Origin of the sequence: Accumulibacter sp., assembly GCF_029255145.1 — a bacterium.
Classification (GTDB): domain Bacteria; phylum Pseudomonadota; class Gammaproteobacteria; order Burkholderiales; family Rhodocyclaceae; genus Accumulibacter.
In genome coordinates this window covers 1-19000 of sequence record NZ_JAPUVQ010000131.1, presented here as the reverse complement: position 1 = coordinate 19000, position 19000 = coordinate 1, and the positions used below count along the sequence as shown (strand labels likewise).

The window sequence follows — 19000 nt, the reverse complement described above, 5'->3', positions numbered from 1 at the left end:
CTCGCCGTGCGCTTTGGCTAGACGGTGGTCTCGGCTTTCTGGCCGCCTTCGAGATAGGCGGCGCGCACCTCGGGACTGGCCAGCAGTTCGCTGCCGGTACCCGAGAGAATGATCTGGCCGTGCTGCAGCACGTAGCCTCGATGCGCCACGCGCAGTGCGTGGTGCGCGTTCTGCTCGACCAGCAGGATGGTCATCCCGTGTTCGCGGTTCAACTCGCGGACGATCTGGAAGATCTTCTTGATGTACAGCGGCGCGAGCCCCAGCGACGGTTCGTCGAGCAGCAGCAGTTGCGGCCGGCTCATCAGCGCGCGGGCGATGGCCAGCATCTGCTGCTCGCCACCCGACAGCGTTCCGGCACTCTGCGTGCAGCGCTCTTCGAGAATCGGGAACAGCGTATACATCCGCTTCAGGTCGACGGCGAAGTTCATTTCCTCGCCGAGAACGGCGCCCATCTGCAGGTTCTCGATTACCGTCATGCGCGGAAAGATGCGTCGGCCTTCCGGTACCAGGGCGATCCCGCGTCTGGCGATTTCGTGCGTTGGCAGGGCGGTGATGTCCTCGCCGTCGAAGACGATGCGTCCGGCCGAGGCGCGCGGCTGGCCGAAGATCGACATCATCAGCGTCGACTTGCCGGCACCGTTGGCGCCGATCAGGGTGACCACCTCGCCGACCTGCACCGCCACATCGACGCCGTGCAGCGCGTGAATGCTTCCGTAGTGGGCATGGACGCCCGACAATTGCAGCATCATGGGGTCGCCTCCGCGTGCAGTTGTTCGTCGGCGTCTTCCTCGCCCAGGTAGGCCTTGATGACGTTGGCGTCCTGCTGGATGTGCGCCGGGGTGCCTTCGGCGATCTTGCGGCCGTAGTTGAGCACGCAGATATGGTCCGAGACGTTCATCACCACGCTCATGTCGTGTTCGATCAGCAGGATGGCGATCCCTTCGTCACGCGACAGATGCTTCAGCAGCTCGTTGAGTTCGGCCGATTCGCGCGGATTGAGGCCGGCAGCCGGTTCGTCGAGGCACAGCAGCAGCGGGTCGACACACAGCGCGCGGGCGATCTCGATCCGCCTTTGCATGCCGTAGGGGAGGTCGCCGGCAGCGGTATTGGCCTTGTCGATCAGGTCCAGGCGCTTGAGCCAGCCGATCGCCTTGTCGACCGCCTTCTGTTCAGCCTGGCGATAGCCGGACAGGCCGAGCAGGCCGGCAAGCGAGAAACGCGACGCGTGTTGCAGGGCGTTGTGCTGCGCAACCATCAGGTTTTCGAGGACGGTCATCTTGGGGAACAGGCGGATGTTCTGAAAGGTGCGCACGACCTGCGCGTGGTGCGCCACCTGATGGCTTGGCAGCGCTTCGAGGCGCATCAGGCCGTGTTGCGGGTGGTTCAGGCGAACACTGCCCTCGGTAGGTTTGTAAAACCCCGTCAGACAGTTGAAGAAGGTCGTCTTGCCGGCGCCGTTCGGTCCGATCACGCCGGTGATCTGGCTCGCGGCGACGTCGAGCGACATGTCGTCGATCGCCAGCAGACCGCCGAAGCGCATCGTCAGCCGCTCGACACTGAGCAGGGGAGCGGTGGCGGTGCTCATCGGTCCTCTCCTTCGGCGACATAGCGCATCGTCGGTTCGCGGTGGGCGAGAATGCCGCCCGGTTTCCAGACCATGATCAGAACCATCGCCGCGCCGAAGAGCAGCATCCGGTATTCGGCAAAGTCGCGCCCCAGCTCGGGCAGCAGGACCAGCACCAGCGCCGCCAGAACAACGCCCAGCTGGCTGCCCATGCCGCCGAGTACGACGATCGCCAGGATGATCGCCGACTCGCTGAAAGTGAATGACTCCGGCGAGATGAAACCCATCCTGGCGGCGAAGAAGACGCCGGCGAAGCCACCGAGCATCGCCCCGATGGCGAAGGCCGAGAGCTTCACATTCCGGGCATTGATGCCCATCGCCTTGCAGGCGATCTCGTCTTCGCGCATCGCTTCCCAGGCGCGCCCGATCGGCAGCTTGCGCATCCGCGACACGAAGACGTTGGTGATCAGCGCCAGCACCAGAATCAGGTAGTAGAGAAAGATGATCCGATGGCTGGGCGAATACTCGATGCCGAAGAACGAGGCGAATGTCGGATCGTCCCCCGGCGGCTTCAGTTCCAGGCCGAAGAACGACGGGCGGGGGATCGACGCGATCCCGTTCGGGCCGCCCGACAGCTCGGTCCAGTTCACCAGGATCACCCGGACGATCTCGCCGAAGCCGAGGGTCACGATCGCCAGGTAGTCGCCGCGCAGGCGCAGCGTCGGCCAGCCGAGAATGACCCCGAAGGTCGCCGCCATGCCGCCGGCGACCGGTAGCGCCTGCCAGAATCCCCAGCCGAACTGGGTGGCCAGGAGGGCGTAGGTGTAGGCGCCGACCGCGTAAAAGGCGACGTAACCGAGATCGAGCAAGCCGGCCAGCCCGACCACCACGTTCAGCCCCCAGCCGAGCATCACGTAGATCAGCACCGTAGTGGCGGTGTCGACCACGTAGCGGTTGTCGGAGAAAAAGATCGGCAAGGCCACGGCGATCCCCAGCGCCGCCCAGCCGACCCAGGTCAATAGCGGACTGCCCGCCCGCCCGCCGACCGGTGCCACGGCGGCTTCGGCCCGCTCGCGCGTCAGCTGGCGCGCCTTGAACTGGTCGATGCCGTAGCGCAGGATCAGCCGGCCGGCAAAGGCAACGGCGACGAAGGCGAACAGCGTTGGCCAGCGGGTAGCGACACGCAGGGCGCCGCCCTGATCGACGGTCGTCAGGCCGATCATCGGAATGCCCAGCAGCAGGGCGATGAAGGCGACCGCCGTGGCGTCCTTGAAGCGTGCCGCCGGCGAGATGGTGTGGGCGGCGAGAACCAGGGCGGCCATCAGACCTTCTCCACTTCAGGGCGACCGAGCAGGCCGGAAGGGCGGAACATCAGCACCAGGATCAGGATGCTGAATGTCGCCACGTCCTTGTATTCGGCCGACAGGTAGGCAGCCCAGAACGCTTCGATCAGGCCGATCAACAGGCCGCCGAGCATTGCCCCCGGCAGCGAGCCAATGCCGCCGAGGACGGCAGCGGTGAACGCCTTGATACCGGCCACGAAGCCGATGAAGAAATCGACCACCCCGTAATAGACGGTGACCATCACCCCGGCGACCGCGGCGAGCGCCGCGCCAAGCATGAAGGTCAGCGAAATCGTCCGGTCGACATTGATCCCGAGCAGGGCGGTCATCGTCCGATCCTGCTCGCACGAGCGTTGCTGTCGCCCGAAGGAGGTCTTGGTAATCAGGTAAGTGAAGCAGGCCATCAGCGTCACGGTGACGAAAACGATGAGGATTTGCGTGTAGGCCAGCCGGACGGTGAAACCGTCGACGGTCATCAGGTCGATGCCGCCGACCAGCACCGGCGGGATCGGCTTGACGCGCGCGCCCTGCGTCAGTTGCACCATGTTCTGCAGGAAGATCGACATGCCGATCGCCGAGATCAGCGGTGCCAGACGCGTCGCCCCGCGCAGCGGCCGGTAAGCGATGCGCTCGACCGCCCAGCCATAGACCGAGGTAAACAGGACGGCGACGATCAATACCAGCAGCAGCGCCAGCGGCACCGAACTGATGGCGAAAGTCGCCAGAATGGTGAATACCGTGACGGCGATGAAGGCGCTGACCATGTAGATATCGCCGTGCGCGAAGTTGATCATCCCGATGATCCCGTAGACCATCGTGTAGCCGATCGCGATCAGGCCGTAGACGGCGCCCAGTGTCAGGCCGTTGATCAATTGCTGAAGTGCAAGTGCCATCGCCTTCCTCCTTCGCTGCTTGCGCAAAATGCGCTGATTTTTCTGGTGGCGCCAGCTTGCAACGCCGCTGCCGGAGCTTTTTCTCGTCTTGCTCGTTGGGCCAGCCCGATGGAGGTCGGGTCAGGCCGCCAAGGGTAAGTCAACACCGTTTGCCAGCAACGTCCGGTCACCCTGCGCCAGCCCTAGCCTGTTTTCCGCTGCTCCGGGTTCCACCGCATACCACGCGGCGAGGTCAATCATCACCCGCATCGAGCGCCATCAGGCTGGCATTGCCGCCGGCGGCGGTGGTGTCGACCGACAGCGTGCGTTCGCTGGCGAAGCGGTAGAGGTAATGCGGGCCACCGGCTTTCGGGCCGGTGCCTGACAGCCCTTCGCCACCAAATGGCTGGACGCCGACGACCGCGCCAATGACGTTGCGGTTGACGTAGGTGTTGCCGACGTGCAGGCGCGAGGTGATCCGACGGATGGTCTCCTCGATGCGGCTGTGGATGCCCAGCGTCAGGCCGTAGCCGGTGTTGGCGATGGCCTCGCAGACTTTGTCGAGGTCCTCGCCGCGCCAGCGGATGACGTGCAGGATCGGGCCGAAGACTTCGCGTTCGAGACGCGACAGGCTGTCGATCTCGTAGGCGCGCGGCGCGAAGAAAGTGCCGTGGCTGGTCACCTGCTCGTCGAGCGGGCAGGCGTGGATCGGTGTCGCGAAACTGTCCAGCCAGCTGGCGTGGGCCACCAGCACCTTGCGGGCGGCTTCGTCGATCACCGGTCCAACGTCGGTGCGCAGGTCGGCGGGGTCGCCGATGCGCAGTTCCTGCATCGCGCCGGCGAGCATGCTGCTGACCCGGTCGGCGATGTCGGCCTGGACAAACAGCACGCGCAGCGCCGAGCAGCGCTGCCCGGCGGAGTTGAAGGCCGAGGCGACGACGTCGCGGACGATCTGCTCGGGCAGCGCCGATGAATCGGCGATCAGCGCGTTCTGGCCGCCGGTTTCGGCGATCAGCGGGACCAGCGGGCCGTCCTTGCCGGCCAGCGTCCGGGCGATGATCCGGGCGACCTCGGTGGAACCGGTGAAGGCGACGCCGGCGCATTCGCGGGCAGCGACCATCGCCGCGCCGACCCGGCCATCGCCAGGCAGGAAAGCGAGCGCCCCGACCGGGATGCCGGCGCCGTGCATCAGGCTGACCGCCAGCGCCGCGACCAGGGGCGTTTGTTCGGCCGGTTTGGCCAGCACGGTGTTGCCGGCCGCCAGCGCGGCGGCGACCTGGCCGACGAAAATGGCCAGCGGGAAGTTCCACGGGCTGATGCAGACGAAAACGCCGCGGCCGTGCAGCGACAGGCAGTTGCGCTCGCCGGTCGGACCCGGCAGTTCGATGACTTCGGAGAACTTCTCTTTCGCCTGCGCCGCGTAGTAGCGGCAGAAGTCGATCGCTTCACGAACTTCCGAGACGGCGTCGGCCTGCGTCCGCCCGCCTTCGCGAACGATCAGCGCGACCAGTTCTGGAAGGCGCCCCTGCATCGCGTCGGCGGCGCGGTCGAGGGCGGCAGCGCGGACGCTCGCGGGCGTCGCTTCCCAGGCCGGGAAGGCCGCCTGGGCGACCGCCAGCGCCGCATTGACGTCGGCGGTGCTGGCCTCGATGACCTGGCCGACGACCTCGCGCTGGTCCGCCGGCGAGCAGACCGGCCGGCTGCTGGCGCCTGAACCCTGTTTGCCGGCGATCAGCGGCGCCGCCAGGTAGCTGACGTGGGTGCTCTGTTTGATCGCGCTGCGCAGGTCTTCGAGCGTGGCTTTGTCGTTCATGTCCAGTCCTTCACTATTGCTGCGCTCGGCACCGAAGAGGTCGCGCGGCAGCGGGATGCGTGTTTGGCGTTTGACCGCCAGCGCGGCCAGTCTCTCGACGGGGTCGGCGATCAGGGCGTCGATCGGCAGGTCGGCGTCGGCGATGCGATTGACGAACGACGAATTGGCGCCGTTCTCGAGCAGGCGGCGGACCAGGTAGGCGAGCAGGTCTTCGTGGCTGCCGACCGGCGCATAGACCCGGCAGGCGCGCCCCAGCTTGTCTTTGCCGACGATCTGGTCGTACAGCTCTTCGCCCATCCCGTGCAGCCGCTGGTATTCCCATTCGTCGCTGCCGCCGGCGCTGATCGCCAGCTCGGCGACTGCCGCCAGGGTGTGGGCGTTGTGTGTCGCGAACGCCGGGTAGAAGGCCTGCGGGTCGGCGAAGAGGCGTCTGGCGCAGGCCAGATACGAGACGTCGCTGCTCACCTTGCGGGTGAATACCGGGTAATCGGCGAGGCCGCGCTCCTGCGCCATCTTGATCTCCGCGTCCCAGTAGGCGCCCTTGCACAGGCGCACCAGCAGCCGCCGCTTGCCGCGATGGGCGACGTCGGCGAGCCAGTCGATGACCGGCAGGGCGCGCTTCTGGTAGGCCTGCACGGCCAGTCCGAGGCCGTTCCAGCCGACCAGTTCGTGGTCGATGGCCAGCGCCTCGATCAGGTCCAGCGAAATCTCCAGCCGGTCGGCTTCCTCGGCGTCGATCGTCAGGCCGACGTTGCGCGCCTTGGCCCGCACCGCCAGCGCCTTGATCGCCGGCAGCAGTTCGCGGCGCACGCGATCCTCGTTGGCGACCTCGTAGCGCGGGTGCAGCGCCGAGAGCTTGATCGAAATCGACGGCGCGATGAACGGTGGCTGGCCGGCGGCCGCGTCGCCGATGGCGGCGATCGCCTTGCTGTAGGAGTCGAAGTAGCGCAGCGCGTCGGCGCTGGTCCGGGCCGACTCGCCGAGCATGTCGTAGGAGTGGCGGTAGCCGGCCTTCTCGGCGCTGCGCGCGCGCTCCAGCGCCTCGTTGATGTTGCGTCCCATGACAAACTGCTTGCCAAGGATGCGCATCGCGGTGATTACCGCCTGGCGGATGACCGGTTCGCCGGTACGCGCCACCAGACGTTTGAGGGTGCCGCTCAGGTTGCGGTCGGCGGTATCGAGATTGACGATGCGGCCGGTGAGCATCAGCGCCCAGGTGCCGGCGTTCACGAAGGTGCTGTGCGAGGTGCCCAGGCGCTTCTGCCACTCGGTGTTGCCGATCTTGTCACGGATCAGGCGATCGACGGTATCGGCGTCGGGAATCCGCAGCAGCGCTTCGGCGAGGCACATCAGTACCACGCCCTCGCGCGAGGAGAGGTCGTAAGTGGTCAGGAAGGCATCGATGCCGCCGGTTTTCAGGCGGCGGTCGCGGACGGTCTGGACCAGCGGTGTCGCCCGGTCGCGGATGCCCTGCTGTTCGGAATGGGTGAAACGCGCCTGCGCGATCAACTCCTCGACGATGCGGTCTTCGTCGATCCGGTGATAGTCACGCAGACGCTGGCGCAATGCTTGGGTAGTGGCCACGCTCATCCTGCCTTCCAGTCGATTCGATCCGGCCCGCCGGGTGCCGCTCTGGCTGGCCGAAATGCCCGGCGTCTGGCGGCCGCCGAGCGATGTTCTCAGTCGAGGCAAGAACCGGCCAGCTGCCTCGCGGTACGTGCCGGAGCCGCTGTTCCGGCTCCGGGATTAATGTTCCCGGCAGGCTGTCGCCGCCGGGCGTGCCTAAGGTTACTTGGTCACGTAGTCGTACTTGCCGCCTTTCCACTGATAGACCTTGAAGCCGGGCAGTTTGTTGTCGCCCTTGGCGTCGAAGGTCAGCTTGCCGATCACCGTTTCGAAGCTGCCGTCGCGCAGCGCCTTTTCCATGTCCTTGTACTTGGTGCTCTTGGCCGCGGTGGCCGCTTCGGCGAACAACTGCATGGCGGCGTAGGCGTACATCACGTAGCCCTCTGGCTCGACCTTGGCGTCACGGAACTTCTTGACGATGCTGGCCGCCGCGGGGTTCTTGCGCGGGTCAGGGGAGAACGTGAACAGCACGTTGTCGGCGGCTGGTCCGGCAGCGGTGACCAGTTCGGAGTTGGTCATCGTGTCGCCGCCCATCACCGTCAGTTTCAGGCCGGCCTGCTGCGCCTGCCGCAGGATCAGCGCCACTTCGGTGTGGTAGCCGCCGAAGGCCATCACTTCAACACCGGCCGACTTGAGCTTGCTGACCAGTCCGGAATAGTCCTTTTCGCCGGCGGTGATCGACTCGCGCAGCGTCGGCTTGACGCCCTTGGCTTCCATCGCCTTGGCAATTTCGTCGGCGAGGCCCTTGCCGTAGGCGCTCTTGTCGTCGACCACGGCGATCTTCTTGCCCTTGAAATGTTCGGCCAGGAAATCGCCGGCGACCAGGCCCTGCTGGTCGTCGCGACCCATGATCCGGAAGACGTTCTTGAGACCACGCTCGGTCACCTGCGGGTTGGTCGACACGGTGGCCATCGGGATCTGCGCCTCGTTGTAGACGTCCGAGGCAGGGATCGTCGAACTCGAACACCAGTGGCCGTGCATGAAGACGATCTTCTTGTTGACCATCGTGTTGGCAACTGAAACGGCCTGCTTCGGGTCGCATGCGTCGTCGCCGACTTCAAGCTGCAGCTTCTGGCCGAGCACGCCACCCTTGGCGTTGATGTCGGCGATCGCCATCTCGGCGCCTTTGCGGATCTGGTCTCCCGCCGACGCGTACTGACCGGTCATCGGTCCGGCGATGGCCACCAGAATGTCGGCGCTGGCGTTGCCGCCAGCCAGGGCCAGCAGGCTGAAGCCGGCCATCAGGATCTGTTTTCTCATTTGTTTCCTCCTTTGCTACGGTGCTCATTAAGGTAATTGACAAGTGACGCACCCGCTTCGAGCACATGTGCCCGAGTGAGTTCTGCCGCCGCGTCGGGGTCCCGGCGGACGAACGCGTCGAGAATCGCGGCGTGTTCGTGCTGGGTCTTGGGCATTTCGGTGGTGACGGACAAGAGCGCGCGTACGTAACGCTCGACCTTGTTGTACAGCGTGCGGATCTCGGCGAGCAGGATCGGCCGTCCCGCCGCGCTGTAAAGGGTCGAGTGAAAGAGCCAGTTCAGTTCGCCCCAGCCACTGGCGTCGGTGGCCAGCGCAAAGGCGTCGACGTGCTGGCGCGCGTGTTCGATGGTCTGGTCGTCAATCTGTGCGGCAGCAAGGCGTGCTGCCCTGGCTTCGAGCATCGCCCGGATTTCCATGTACTCGTCGATCTCGGCGGCCGACAGCGAGGCAACGACGGCGCCACGGTTGCGCAGGAAGGTCACCAGACCCTTGGCTTCAAGGTGCTTGAGCGCTTCGCGAACGGGAATCTTGCTGACGTGGAAGTGGCTGGCAATCTCGTCCTGCCGGAGCAGTTCGCCGGCCGGCAGCAGGCCGTCGACAATTGCTTTCTTGAGCGTCTGGGCCACATGATCAGACGCGCTGAGGCGCGGCATCTTCTGGGCAGAGATCAGTTCAAGAACCGTCGACATGGGCGATGCTGGGTGCTCCGGAAATCGTATACGATATAAGTTCCAGGCGGCGACCTTACAGCGTGAGCCCGGTGATGGCAAGCTGCAGTGCACCAATCGGCAGCCGGGCCGTCCGGCGGCCTGCGGACTGCCGCTGCGAAGGCGACGAGGTCCATGTCACGCGGGACGCCGCGCCCGTCGCCCGCAGGCCAGGACGGGCGCGGCCCCAAGGTCCGCGGCCAGCGGACCCCACCTCATCATGACGGCCCGTGGATGCTTCCATGCACACCCGGCGCATCCGTGGAGGCGCCGGCTCCGGCGATGCGAAGCGTACTGGCCAGACGAAAACCGTTGTTGTTGTTCCGGTTCGTCGTGCCGTTCCTGTTGCGTTTGGCCGAGCGCGCGTTCTGCGGTTTGTTGTTCCAGGAACCGCCGCGCAGCACGCGCCCGACAGGCGGGCCGTCAGGCTCCCGCAACGGGTCGAACCACCCGCCGCGAAAGAGGGCGTGGCGCAAGCGCCACGTATCGGCGTGTTCGGCGTGGGCGATCCACGACGACACACGCTGCTTGATCTCTGCTTCGTCCACCGTTCCCGCGCGCCACCGGTCGCGCAGGCCGCGCAGCCGGTTGCGGAACCGGCGCAGGTCGTCCTCGGGCAGGCGGCGCGCGCCGTTGGCGCAGAGCACATAGCCGAGGAAGGTGGCGGTTTCGGCGGTCGCCGCGACGAAGGTCTTGGCCGGATGCAGAACGAGGCGGCGGCCCTCCAGATAGCGGGCGATCGCCTGCCGCCACTTCGCCAGCACCTCCGGATCGTCGGCGAACAGCGCGAAGTCGTCGACGTAGCGCAGGTACGGCGCGCGCAGCACTTCCTTGACGTAGTGATCGAAGCCGTCGAGATAGAGGTTGGCGAACCACTGGCTGGTCAGGTTGCCGATCGGCAGGCCGCGCCGGCGCGCGAGCGGTGAAAACAGATCGTCGCCGGGGAAATAGAGGTTCACCGGTTCCTGCGGATTCGATCCGTCGACGATGGTGTCCAGCAGCGCCAGCGTGGGCGGGCAGGCAATGCGGCGGCGAAAGTCGGCCTTGAGGATGTCGTGGTCGATGGCCGGGAAGTAGCGGTAGATATCGGCGCGCAGCACGTGCCGGTAGCGGTCGCGGTAGTGCTCGTAGCGCGCCACGGCGCGGTGCGTGCCGTAGCCGGTGCGATTGGCGTAGCTGTCGGCGATGAAGCTGCGCTCGAAGATTGGAGCCACCACCGCGCACAGCGCGTGGTGCACCACGCGGTCGCGAAACGGTGCCGCCGAGACGCGGCGCGGTTTCGGCTCGCGGACCTCGATCACCGTATAGCCGCCGCCGCGCCAGCTGCCGTCATTGAGCTGCCGCTCGATCTGCAGCAACTCCTTTTCGCGATTGGCCATGAACGCCGCCGCGCCGGGTTTCTGCCGCTTGCCGCGAATCGCCCGCTCGGCGGCCTCGTGCAGCGCGCGGAAGCTGGCGATGGCCGGGAACAGATCGTCATGCCGACGGCGCACGATTCGCTTTCAGCCAGCCGCCGACCAGACGGCCGATCTCGTCGATCGCGCGCGCGGCGAATTCATAGCGGCTCAAGTCCAGATAGCGCAGATCCATCGCCAGGCGAAACAGGAAGCGCAGTTTCTCGAGCCGCAGGTTGCAGGCCAGCAGGTGGGGCGTCGGACTCTTCGAATACGTCGCCTCGATCAGGCTTTCCTGCACGTCGAGCGCCAGCGTCTGCATGCGGTCGCCGAGCAGGAACTTCTGGCTGCGGGGGAATTTCTCGACGGCCGGGATCAGCCACAGCAGGAAGCGGTAGGTCTTTTCCAGCGCGACGCCGCTCTTGCGGCTGCGATCCGCCTCCGTCATGGCAAAAAATTTCGCGAGCAGGGGCTTCGCCCCTGCACCCCGAAGCTCACAACCCCGTCGCTACGATCCGATGTTCTCATCTTTCAAGGGGTAAAGGAGTAAAGAAACAAGGCGCAAGCTTCCTGCGCTGACGCTACGGAAGCATCCTGGCCAGACGAAAACCGTAGATGTCGTACCGGATCGACGCGCCGTCCCCGATGCGTATGGCCGAACGCGCGATCTGCGGTATGCCGTTCCAGGAACCGCCGCGCAGCACGCGCCCGCTGCAATCGCCGCTCGTCCATGCACTGCCATCGCTCGGCGCACCGCTGTAACTGCCATTCCAGCAATCCTCCGTCCATTCCCAGACATTGCCGCTCATGTCGTAGAGGCCAAAGGCGTTGGGTTTGTAACTCCCAACGCTCGCGGTGTAGGCACTGCCGTCGTTGCAGTTGTGCGCCTCCCAGGTGACCCCCGGCACCTGACTCTTGCCCGTGGCATCCATCACGTTGGCGTAAGCACAGGCTTGATCCGGGCTTTCGCCCCAGAATCGGGCCGTGCTGCTACCCGCTCGCGCCGCGTACTCCCATTCGGCTTCGCTCAGCAAGCGGTAGCTCTTGTTCGTCTTGCTCGAAAGCCATGCGGCGTAGGCCTTGGCGTCGTCCCAATTCAGACAGACCACCGGGTGGTTGTCGGCTTGCGAATAGCCGGAATTCTGCCAGTTGCGCCCGCTACGCTTCTCAGCCTTGCCACCTTCAAAGGTGGAGCACTCATTGCCGGCGTTGTGGCCCGTGGCATTGACAAACGCGGCAAACTGGCCGCGCGTGACTTCGTACTTGCCGGCGGCGAAGGGCTTGACACTCACGCGGTGCTGCGGGCCTTCGTCGTTGTCGCGGTCGGATTCCGAGGCGGGAGAACCCATGTCGAAACTACCCGCGGGGATGACGACCATTTCCGGGCAATCCGCGCAGTCCCTGAACACTTCGCCGGGGCGCCGCTCGGCAACGGGTTTCGCACGCTGTGCTGCGACCGCCGCCGGTTCCTGCGGCTTCGGCGCGGCTTTCGGCGCCGCCTTGGGAACCGCCTTCGGCACCGGCTTGGGTTCATCCGGCAAAAAGCCCCACGCCGCGCAAGCCACACCAAGCAAGACCGCGCCCCATAGAATTCGAATTCGATGCGTCATCAATGACTACCTCCTGGTTTTCCGTTTTCAGGGAGAACTGCAGCCTCAAACTGCCGGCTCGTGTATGGACTGAGCAACCAGGCGGACGCCAAGAGCAGAGCACACCCTGGCGATGGTGTCGAAGCGCGGTTGCGCACCAGGACGAAGCGCCTTGTACAGCGCCTCGCGGGTAATCCCGGATGCCTTGGCAATCTCGCTCATGCCGCGAGCACGGGCAATGTCGCCCAGGGCAGCCGCCAGCAAAGCGGGATCGCCATCCTCGATCATCGCCGTCAAGTACTCGGCAATCGCGCACTCGCTGTCGAGATGTTCGGCCGCATCGAACTCAGGAAGGTCGGCAACACGGATTTTCTCGCCCATGATCACTCCTCGATGTGGGCCGCAAGATGTACGGCCCTGGAAATATCGGCGGGCTGCGTGGACTTGTCGCCACCGCCCAACATGACGATCAGCACCGCGCCACGCTGCACGTAGTACATTCGCCAGCCCGGTCCGAAGTGCTCCCGCATCTCGAACACGCCGTGCCCCACCGCTTTGACGTCGCCAAGATTGCCAAGCTGCGCCTTGCGCAACCGAGCCACCAGGCGACGCCTGGTCGTGCCGTCTTTCAGGCCGTCGAACCATTTGGTGAATTCGGGCAGCAGCCTGATCGAGAACATGAACGAACTGTAGTCGATCAATTACAAATGGTCAACGTTCAGCTGCAGCGTTCGGTAGTGTAGTGGTCCGTGTAGATATACAATGGGCGGCGTATATCATCAATGGATGGAGGGTGTGTCATGCAAGTGGCCAAATGGGGCAATAGTCTTGCGGTGCGGATTCCGGCGGCGGTTGTCCAGGCCATGCGTCTGGAGGAGGGCGACGAGATCGAGATCCAGGTGGTTGGCACGCGGGCTTTTGAGATCGCCAGGAAGCCGGACGTTCCGGAACTTCTGGCGCGGCTGCGGAAGTTCCGCGGCCGCTTGCCCGCCGATTTCAAGTTCGACCGGCTTGAAGCCAGTGAGCGCATCTGAACACTTCATCGACACGAACGTGCTCCTGTACCTGCTTTCAGGTGACGCTGGAAAAGCGGATCGTGCCGAACAGCTGATTCAGGCCGGCGGCACCATCAGTGTGCAGGTACTCAACGAATTTGCTTCGGTCGCCTCGCGCAAATTGAAGATGTCGATCGCCGAAATTCGCGAGATACTCGAAACGATCCGCGAAGTCCTGGAGATTCCTCCGCTGACGGAGGAGTCGCACGCACTGGGATTAGGGATTGCGGAGCAGTATCTGCTGTCGATCTATGATGCGATGATCGCCAGTGCAGCCTTGCTCGCCGGCTGTTCGGTTCTCTGGTCCGAAGATATGCAGCACGGATTGGTGGTAAATCGGAGCCTCGTCATTAAAAACCCATTCCGCTGATTGCGCCCAAGGACATGGCCAGACCCGACGCTTGGTTCAGGGTAACAGGCGCTTTTTCACTGCCTTTTCCACAATTATTCTTCCCCTGCTTTGGACCCGTGTTCTGCTCCAAAAACCTCGGCGAAGAACGCTTCCTTGTCCAGCTCTCCTTGCCATGCTCTGTGTCGTTCCTCAGACTCCAGACGGCCTTGGCGCTTGAGGGTGAGAAAGCGGGTGGCCTCCATGATACCCAGACTCTCGATCAAGGCACCGGTCGCTTGACGGATAAGTCGTTCTTCGGTCATCAGGGTTTCGCTACTCATGGTTCCTCCTGAGTTTCCATTTCCAGCCGTTCGCTGGTTTCCACGATCGCCCCAACCTCCTTGACGTGGGCTGGCGATACGACGGCACGAAACGGAGACCGCTGAAACGTGATGCCTGATGGAAGATTCCAAAACCTGACGTTCGCGTGCCGGTCATGGCAAAAAAATTCGCGAGCAGGGGCTTCGCCCCTGCACCCCAAAGCTTACAACCCCGTCGCTACGATCCAGTGTTCTCATCTTTCAAGCGGTAAAGGGGTAAAGAAACAAGGAGCAAGCTTCCTGCGCTGACGCTACGGAAGCATCCTGGCCAGACGAAAACCGATGTAGCCGTCCCGGTTCGCCGTGCCGTACCTGCCGCGCTTGGCCGAGCGCGCGCCCTGCGGCTTGAGGTCCCAGGAACCGCCGCGCAGCACGCGCCGCCCGCAATCGCCACTTGTCCAGGCGCTGCCATCGCTCGGCGCACCGTTGTAACTGCCATTCCAGCAATCCTCCGTCCATTCCCAGACATTGCCGCTCATGTCGTAGAGGCCAAAGGCGTTGGCCTGTTTTCCAGCCACCGAATGTGAATGTGTCTTGTTCCCGCTATTACTGTCGTACCAAGCCACGCTCTCGATGCTGTCACCACCACAGTATTCATGCTTTCCCCCCGCTCGGCAGGCGTATTCCCATTCCGCTTCACTCGGCAAGCGGTAAGTCTTGCCGGTGTTGGCGCTCAACTTGCGCACATAATCTTGCGCATCGTTCCAGCTCACCTGTTCCACCGGGCAATCGGCGCCGCAGTTGCTGAAACTGCTCGGGTTACTGCCCATCACCGCACGCCATTGCCCTTGCGTGACTTCGGTCTTGCCCATCGCGAAGCTGCGGAGGTTGACGCGATGCACGGGGCTTTCATCGCTACCGCTGCCGCCCATGTCGAAACTCCCGGCCGGAACGACCATCATCTCCGGGCAGTCCGAACAATCCCTGAACACTTCGCCGGGGCGGCGCTCGGTAGCCGCTTTCGCCGGAGGCGCTACGACGGGCGCCGCCTCCTGCGGCTTCGGCGCGGCTTTCGGCAGCGGCTTAGGTACCGCCTTGGGGACCGCTTTCGGCACCGGCTTGGGTTCGTCCGGCAAGAAGCCCCATGCGGCGCAATGCACGCCAAGCAAGACCGCGCCCCATAGCACTCGATGGGTCATGACCGTTCTTCTTCCTCTCTTGTCGCGCCAGATGCAGCGGCCATACCCGGCAAGCGTGCCCGGCAATAATCAGATCAATGACTCGGCCGACTGAGCGGCGGCATAGGCGCGGCTGGCCTCGTTCCCGGTCGACGACGCGTGCGACTCCGAATCACCCTGCACCTGCTCGGTCTGTTCCGCCAGTTGCGAAGCGTCGTCCAGCAGGCGCTCGGTCTCGTCCCTGGTCTGCAGCGTCTGCGCCTTGAGGTCCTCGATCTGCTGTCTGACCCGCTCCGCTTCGCGCAGCAGTTCCTGCACGTTTTGCGTGGTTTGCTGGGTGCGTTCCTGGATGCTCTGAAGCTCGCGCAAGGTGGCATCGGCTTTGGCCAGCGCCTCGCCGGCCGATCCGGCGCGCTCACCGGCCTGCGTCTCGGCCGCTTGCGTCTGCTCGCAAGCCTGCCCGCAGGCCTTGGCGTGGCCGTCGATCTCGCCGGCAAGCGTCTGCGACTGCGAGTCGATCCCGGTCAGTGTTTCGACGTCTTGTGCGGCGGCCTGCGCCTGCTGTTCGGATTCCGAGCGTCCGGTCGCCGATTCGTCGGCGTGCGCCTGGGCTTCCCGGGCGGCGGTCTCGGCCTCAGTGGCTGCGGCGAGGGCCTGTTCCTTTTCGTCGGACGTCGTTTGCGCCTGCGCTGAAGCCTCGTGTGCGGCATGGGTGGCGGTCTCGAGCCCGGCCTGCGCCGCGGTGGCCGCCTCGCCTGCCTGAGCACTCCGTTCGCGAGCCGACTCGGCGGCGGTGCCGGACTGCTGCGCGGCCTGATCGGACTCGGCCATGGCGGTCTGCGCCTGCTGTTGCCCTGCTTCCGCCTGGGCGGCGGACTGGCTGGCCTCGGCCAGGTGCGCATCGGCTTGCTGGGCGGCTTCCGCCGACTGGCCACCGGCTTGTTCGGCGGCCTGCTCCTGCGCGGCGGCCTGCTCGTCGGCGGCGTGCGCGGCCTCGGCCTGCGCCGTCGCCTCGGCGGCGCCCTGTTCGGCCAACTGCGCCGACTCCTGGGCCTCATGTTGCGCACTGTCTGCCTCCTGACCATGCGCCTGGGCTGCTTGTGCCTCCGCTTCGGCCTGCGTGAGTGCGCCCTCGGCGTGCTCGGACTGCGCTTGCGCGTCGGCAGCGGAATGTTCGGACGACTGATTCGCCGCCCCGGCTTGTTGCGCGTGCTGTGCAGCCTCACCATGCGCCGCTTCGGCAGTCTGCGCGGCTTTGCCGGCCTGCGTGTCTCCCGCCTGCGCGGTGGCCGCTTCGCTGGACGCGGCCTGCGCCGACTCCGTTGACTTGACGCCAGCGACAGCCGCCGCCTCGGCGTGGGCCGTGGACTGCTGGCCGGACTGCGCGGCGGCCTGTTCACGGCCGGTGGCTTCCCGGTGCGACGTTTCCGCCGCTCCCGAGCCAGTTCTGGCGCGTTCCTCCGCCGCATGCGCGTCCCCGGACGCCGCCTCGGCACGGCGCGCCGCTTCGCTGACGGAGCCGCTGGAGGGTCCGCCCCCGTCGCTGGAATCAATCCCTGGCAGCGACGGGGCAGCTTCTCGCAACAACTGCTCCTTTGATTTCATCCCGCCCAAGAGATCGGAAGAGAAGAAATCAATATTGTGCTGCTCCAACTTTCCCGTTGGGTCGTAACCCGGTGCGTCCCAGGCACTGGCGGGGTAGTGTTCAACCTGTCCGGGGTGTTCTCCGCCCAGGCCCTTGACAACATCGGACTCACGCACATGATTGACCAGGTGCGAGGTGTCGGCCCCAGTGATGTGGTTTTCAATATAGGTCTTTGCACCAGGGGCATTGAACACGACCGCTTCACTACCGTCCCGCGACGCTTGCACTTCGGCAATGAATCCGCCAAGCGAGTGCCCGGTGTACGCAATGGGCTGGCCGGGGTTGTTGAGCGCGATTTGTTTGGCGAAGTCATTGGCCAGACGTACTTGTGTGTCGAGCGAGTCGGTTGCCCCGACGTTGGAAAAATACTTTCCGACGAACGGAATCTGATTGAGCCCGATACCGCCATCCGCCCTGAGGTCTCTACCCCAAGTCTCACCGGGTTCGGTCCCTCGGTAGGCGACAACGATTTCGCCGGTCTTGCCGTTCTGGTACGCCACCGCCTGAAAACCCGACGAGTGGGCGGCATAATCCAGCACTTTCCAGCCTGGAACATCCTGGCTGCCCCATTCCTTGTAACTCTTGCCGCTCAGGTACGCCAGAATCGCTGCTCCGGAAGCCATTGAGATCTCCTTAGATCATCGACATGGCACGTGACCACGCCGCTTGCGCTTGTGATGCCGAAGATTCGGCGTCGCTGGCGGACCGGGATGCCGATGACTCATGCTGTTCGGCCTGGCGACTCGCCGCTTCGGCGCGGTCGAGCGCGCGCTGAGCCTCGTCGCGCAAGCGGCCGGCTTCGTCCCTGGCCTGGTCGGCTTCTTCCTTGGCTTGCTGGCCCTCGCTGAGCACCTGTTTCAGTTGCGCGAGCGTTTCCTCGGCCTGACGGTGCAGATCCTGGGTCTGCTCGAAGACGTTCTGCGCTTCGCCGAGGCGCTGCTCGACTTCCTGCGCGGTCTGCCCGGCGCGTTCGCTGTGTTGCTGCGCTTGCGTGGCGTGCTCGCCAGCCTCCTGCGAGTGCCGGGTCGCCTCTTCGACCGCCGCGCCGGCCTGCGTCGAAAGCTGTTCGATCGAGCTGAGGACGGTCTGTCCCTTGCTCGCCGATTCGCCGGCCTGCGCGGCCTGCGCTTCGGCCTGCTGCGCCGCTTCCTGAGACTGGGAAGCGGCCGCCGCCGCCTGCCCGGACTGCTCGCTGGCCTGCGCGGCGGCGCCCTCGGCGCTTTGCGCCTCTGCCGCAGCGTGCTGGGCGGCGGCCTGTGCTTCGCTGGCCTGCGCCGAAGCTTCGCCGGCCGAGGCCTCGGCTTGTGAGGCGCGGTTGCCGGCCTCGGCCGATGCCTGCTGCGCCTCCTGCGCGTGCTGGTCCGAGGTCTGCGCCGATTGCCCCGCCTGGGTCGCCGAAGTCTGCGCCTCCTGGCCCGCCTGCTCGGCGTGCGCGGCCTGCTCGCCGGCCTGTTGCGCGGACTGGGCGGCGGCCGATGCCTGGCTTTGCGATTCCTGCGCCGAGTGGGCGGCCTGCTCGGCCTGTTGATGCGCCTGCTCGGCCGACGCGGATGCGGCGTGCGCCTGATCCTGCGCCGCGTGCCCGGCCTGATCCGCGGTCTGCGCGGCCGCCTGGGCCTGGCCAGCGGCCTGTGTGGCGTGCTGTGATTCATCCTGAGCATGCGCGGCCGACTGTGCAGCCTGCCCAGAGGCATCCTGAGCCTGCGCTGCCGATTGCCCGGAGGATGTTGCGTGTTGCTGCGCCTCGCCGGCGGATTGGCCGGCAACCGACGCCTCGCTCTGCGCCTCCTGGGCCGAGGAGCCGGCGTGCGACGAATGCTCCTGCGCCTGACCAGCCGAATCCTGAGTTGACCTGGCATGGTCGTGCGACTCCGACGCGGACTGGCTCGACGCGGCGGCTTCCGACTCGGCGCGTTCCTGGCCCGCGACGGCGTGCTGGGCGTGCTGGTCGCTCTGCTGCGCCGCTTGCGTCGCCGCTTGCGCGTCATGCTCGGCGGCCTGTCGATGCGCTTCGGCCTGATGCGCGGCGTCGTCAGTCTTTCGCGCCGACTCCGCGGCGCGGTCTGCCTCCTGATTGGCGATGTCAAGGGCTTCGGAGATGCGTTGGGCGGCCATGTTTTCTCCCGGAGTCGGTCGGTTAGCGAAGTCACAGAATAGCCATACGAAAGACGAAATTCAACAGCAGTTCTCATTTCAAATTCCATGGTGGCGGGTGGTGAAGGTACGGACTGTTGGAAGGGGTAAGTCAGCCGGTGTCTGGGGCGTTGGGAGCGAGGCGCTGCTGCATGAAGCGCATGAGGTGA

General features: G+C 65.3%; 19 protein-coding genes. 3 read left to right on the top strand and 16 right to left on the bottom strand.

The window, feature by feature from the left end; translation table 11 throughout:
- Window positions 1-17 precede the first annotated feature (17 nt).
- From Q1L50_RS15540 to Q1L50_RS15485, 12 genes are all read right to left on the bottom strand, one after another.
- The gene (locus Q1L50_RS15540) at window positions 18-746 is read right to left on the bottom strand and encodes an ABC transporter ATP-binding protein (RefSeq protein ID WP_300340444.1); all 729 of its coding nucleotides are present in this window, start codon (window positions 744-746) and stop codon (window positions 18-20) included.
- Window positions 746-1585 (bottom strand): ATP-binding cassette domain-containing protein, encoded by an 840-nt coding sequence (locus Q1L50_RS15535; RefSeq protein WP_300340299.1) that lies wholly within the window; start codon window positions 1583-1585, stop codon window positions 746-748. The genes Q1L50_RS15540 and Q1L50_RS15535 overlap by 1 nt, the downstream gene beginning before the upstream one ends.
- Window positions 1582-2886 (bottom strand): high-affinity branched-chain amino acid ABC transporter permease LivM, encoded by a 1305-nt coding sequence (gene livM / locus Q1L50_RS15530; protein WP_300340297.1) that lies wholly within the window; start codon window positions 2884-2886, stop codon window positions 1582-1584. The genes Q1L50_RS15535 and livM overlap by 4 nt, the downstream gene beginning before the upstream one ends.
- Window positions 2886-3800: a branched-chain amino acid ABC transporter permease LivH gene (locus Q1L50_RS15525; RefSeq protein WP_300340294.1), complete on the bottom strand. Its 915-nt coding sequence runs from the start codon at window positions 3798-3800 to the stop codon at window positions 2886-2888. Before Q1L50_RS15525 ends, livM begins: the two co-directional genes overlap by 1 nt.
- A gap of 232 nt (window positions 3801-4032) precedes the next feature.
- Window positions 4033-7182 (bottom strand): bifunctional proline dehydrogenase/L-glutamate gamma-semialdehyde dehydrogenase PutA, encoded by a 3150-nt coding sequence (gene putA / locus Q1L50_RS15520; RefSeq protein WP_300340292.1) that lies wholly within the window; start codon window positions 7180-7182, stop codon window positions 4033-4035.
- Window positions 7183-7380: 198 nt separating this feature from the next.
- Window positions 7381-8478: a branched-chain amino acid ABC transporter substrate-binding protein gene (locus Q1L50_RS15515; protein ID WP_300340289.1), complete on the bottom strand. Its 1098-nt coding sequence runs from the start codon at window positions 8476-8478 to the stop codon at window positions 7381-7383.
- A complete protein-coding gene (locus Q1L50_RS15510; RefSeq protein ID WP_300340288.1) occupies window positions 8475-9167 on the bottom strand; it encodes a GntR family transcriptional regulator in 693 nt (230 codons plus the stop codon). The genes Q1L50_RS15515 and Q1L50_RS15510 overlap by 4 nt, the downstream gene beginning before the upstream one ends.
- 236 nt (window positions 9168-9403) lie before the next feature.
- On the bottom strand, window positions 9404-10564 hold the full coding sequence (locus tag Q1L50_RS15505; protein WP_300340287.1) for an RNA-directed DNA polymerase: 1161 nt from the start codon (window positions 10562-10564) through the stop codon (window positions 9404-9406).
- Between the two features lie 97 nt (window positions 10565-10661).
- Window positions 10662-11027: a diversity-generating retroelement protein Avd gene (avd, locus tag Q1L50_RS15500; RefSeq protein ID WP_300340284.1), complete on the bottom strand. Its 366-nt coding sequence runs from the start codon at window positions 11025-11027 to the stop codon at window positions 10662-10664.
- A gap of 133 nt (window positions 11028-11160) precedes the next feature.
- Window positions 11161-12189 (bottom strand): formylglycine-generating enzyme family protein, encoded by a 1029-nt coding sequence (locus Q1L50_RS15495; protein ID WP_300340282.1) that lies wholly within the window; start codon window positions 12187-12189, stop codon window positions 11161-11163.
- Between the two features lie 45 nt (window positions 12190-12234).
- Complete coding sequence (locus Q1L50_RS15490; protein WP_300340280.1) at window positions 12235-12549, bottom strand: addiction module antidote protein; 315 nt, start codon at window positions 12547-12549, stop codon at window positions 12235-12237.
- Between the two features lie 2 nt (window positions 12550-12551).
- Window positions 12552-12848 carry a type II toxin-antitoxin system RelE/ParE family toxin gene (locus Q1L50_RS15485; RefSeq protein ID WP_300340441.1) on the bottom strand — a complete coding sequence of 99 codons (297 nt, stop codon included), beginning with the start codon at window positions 12846-12848 and terminating at the stop codon, window positions 12552-12554.
- A gap of 120 nt (window positions 12849-12968) precedes the next feature.
- Here Q1L50_RS15485 and Q1L50_RS15480 point away from each other — a divergent pair, with 120 nt between their 5' ends.
- On the top strand, window positions 12969-13202 hold the full coding sequence (locus Q1L50_RS15480) for an AbrB/MazE/SpoVT family DNA-binding domain-containing protein (protein ID WP_300340277.1): 234 nt from the start codon (window positions 12969-12971) through the stop codon (window positions 13200-13202).
- Window positions 13189-13593 (top strand): PIN domain-containing protein, encoded by a 405-nt coding sequence (locus Q1L50_RS15475; protein WP_300340275.1) that lies wholly within the window; start codon window positions 13189-13191, stop codon window positions 13591-13593. Before Q1L50_RS15480 ends, Q1L50_RS15475 begins: the two co-directional genes overlap by 14 nt.
- A gap of 74 nt (window positions 13594-13667) precedes the next feature.
- On the opposite strand, the gene Q1L50_RS15470 is transcribed toward Q1L50_RS15475, so the two are convergent.
- The 4 genes from Q1L50_RS15470 to Q1L50_RS15455 all read right to left on the bottom strand — a co-directional run bounded on the left by Q1L50_RS15470 (window position 13668) and on the right by Q1L50_RS15455 (window position 18812).
- The gene (locus tag Q1L50_RS15470) at window positions 13668-13895 is read right to left on the bottom strand and encodes a hypothetical protein (RefSeq protein WP_300340272.1); all 228 of its coding nucleotides are present in this window, start codon (window positions 13893-13895) and stop codon (window positions 13668-13670) included.
- A gap of 290 nt (window positions 13896-14185) precedes the next feature.
- A complete protein-coding gene (locus tag Q1L50_RS15465) occupies window positions 14186-15073 on the bottom strand; it encodes a formylglycine-generating enzyme family protein (RefSeq protein ID WP_300340269.1) in 888 nt (295 codons plus the stop codon).
- 69 nt (window positions 15074-15142) lie between these two features.
- On the bottom strand, window positions 15143-17320 hold the full coding sequence (locus tag Q1L50_RS15460; RefSeq protein WP_300340266.1) for a hypothetical protein: 2178 nt from the start codon (window positions 17318-17320) through the stop codon (window positions 15143-15145).
- Between the two features lie 10 nt (window positions 17321-17330).
- Window positions 17331-18812, bottom strand: coding sequence for a hypothetical protein (locus Q1L50_RS15455; protein WP_300340263.1), 1482 nt, complete (start codon window positions 18810-18812; stop codon window positions 17331-17333).
- On the opposite strand from Q1L50_RS15455, the gene Q1L50_RS15450 reads away from it, so the two are divergent.
- On the top strand, window positions 18811-19000 hold a 190-nt coding region (locus tag Q1L50_RS15450), incomplete at its 3' end, for a hypothetical protein (RefSeq protein WP_300340261.1). The genes Q1L50_RS15455 and Q1L50_RS15450 overlap by 2 nt on opposite strands.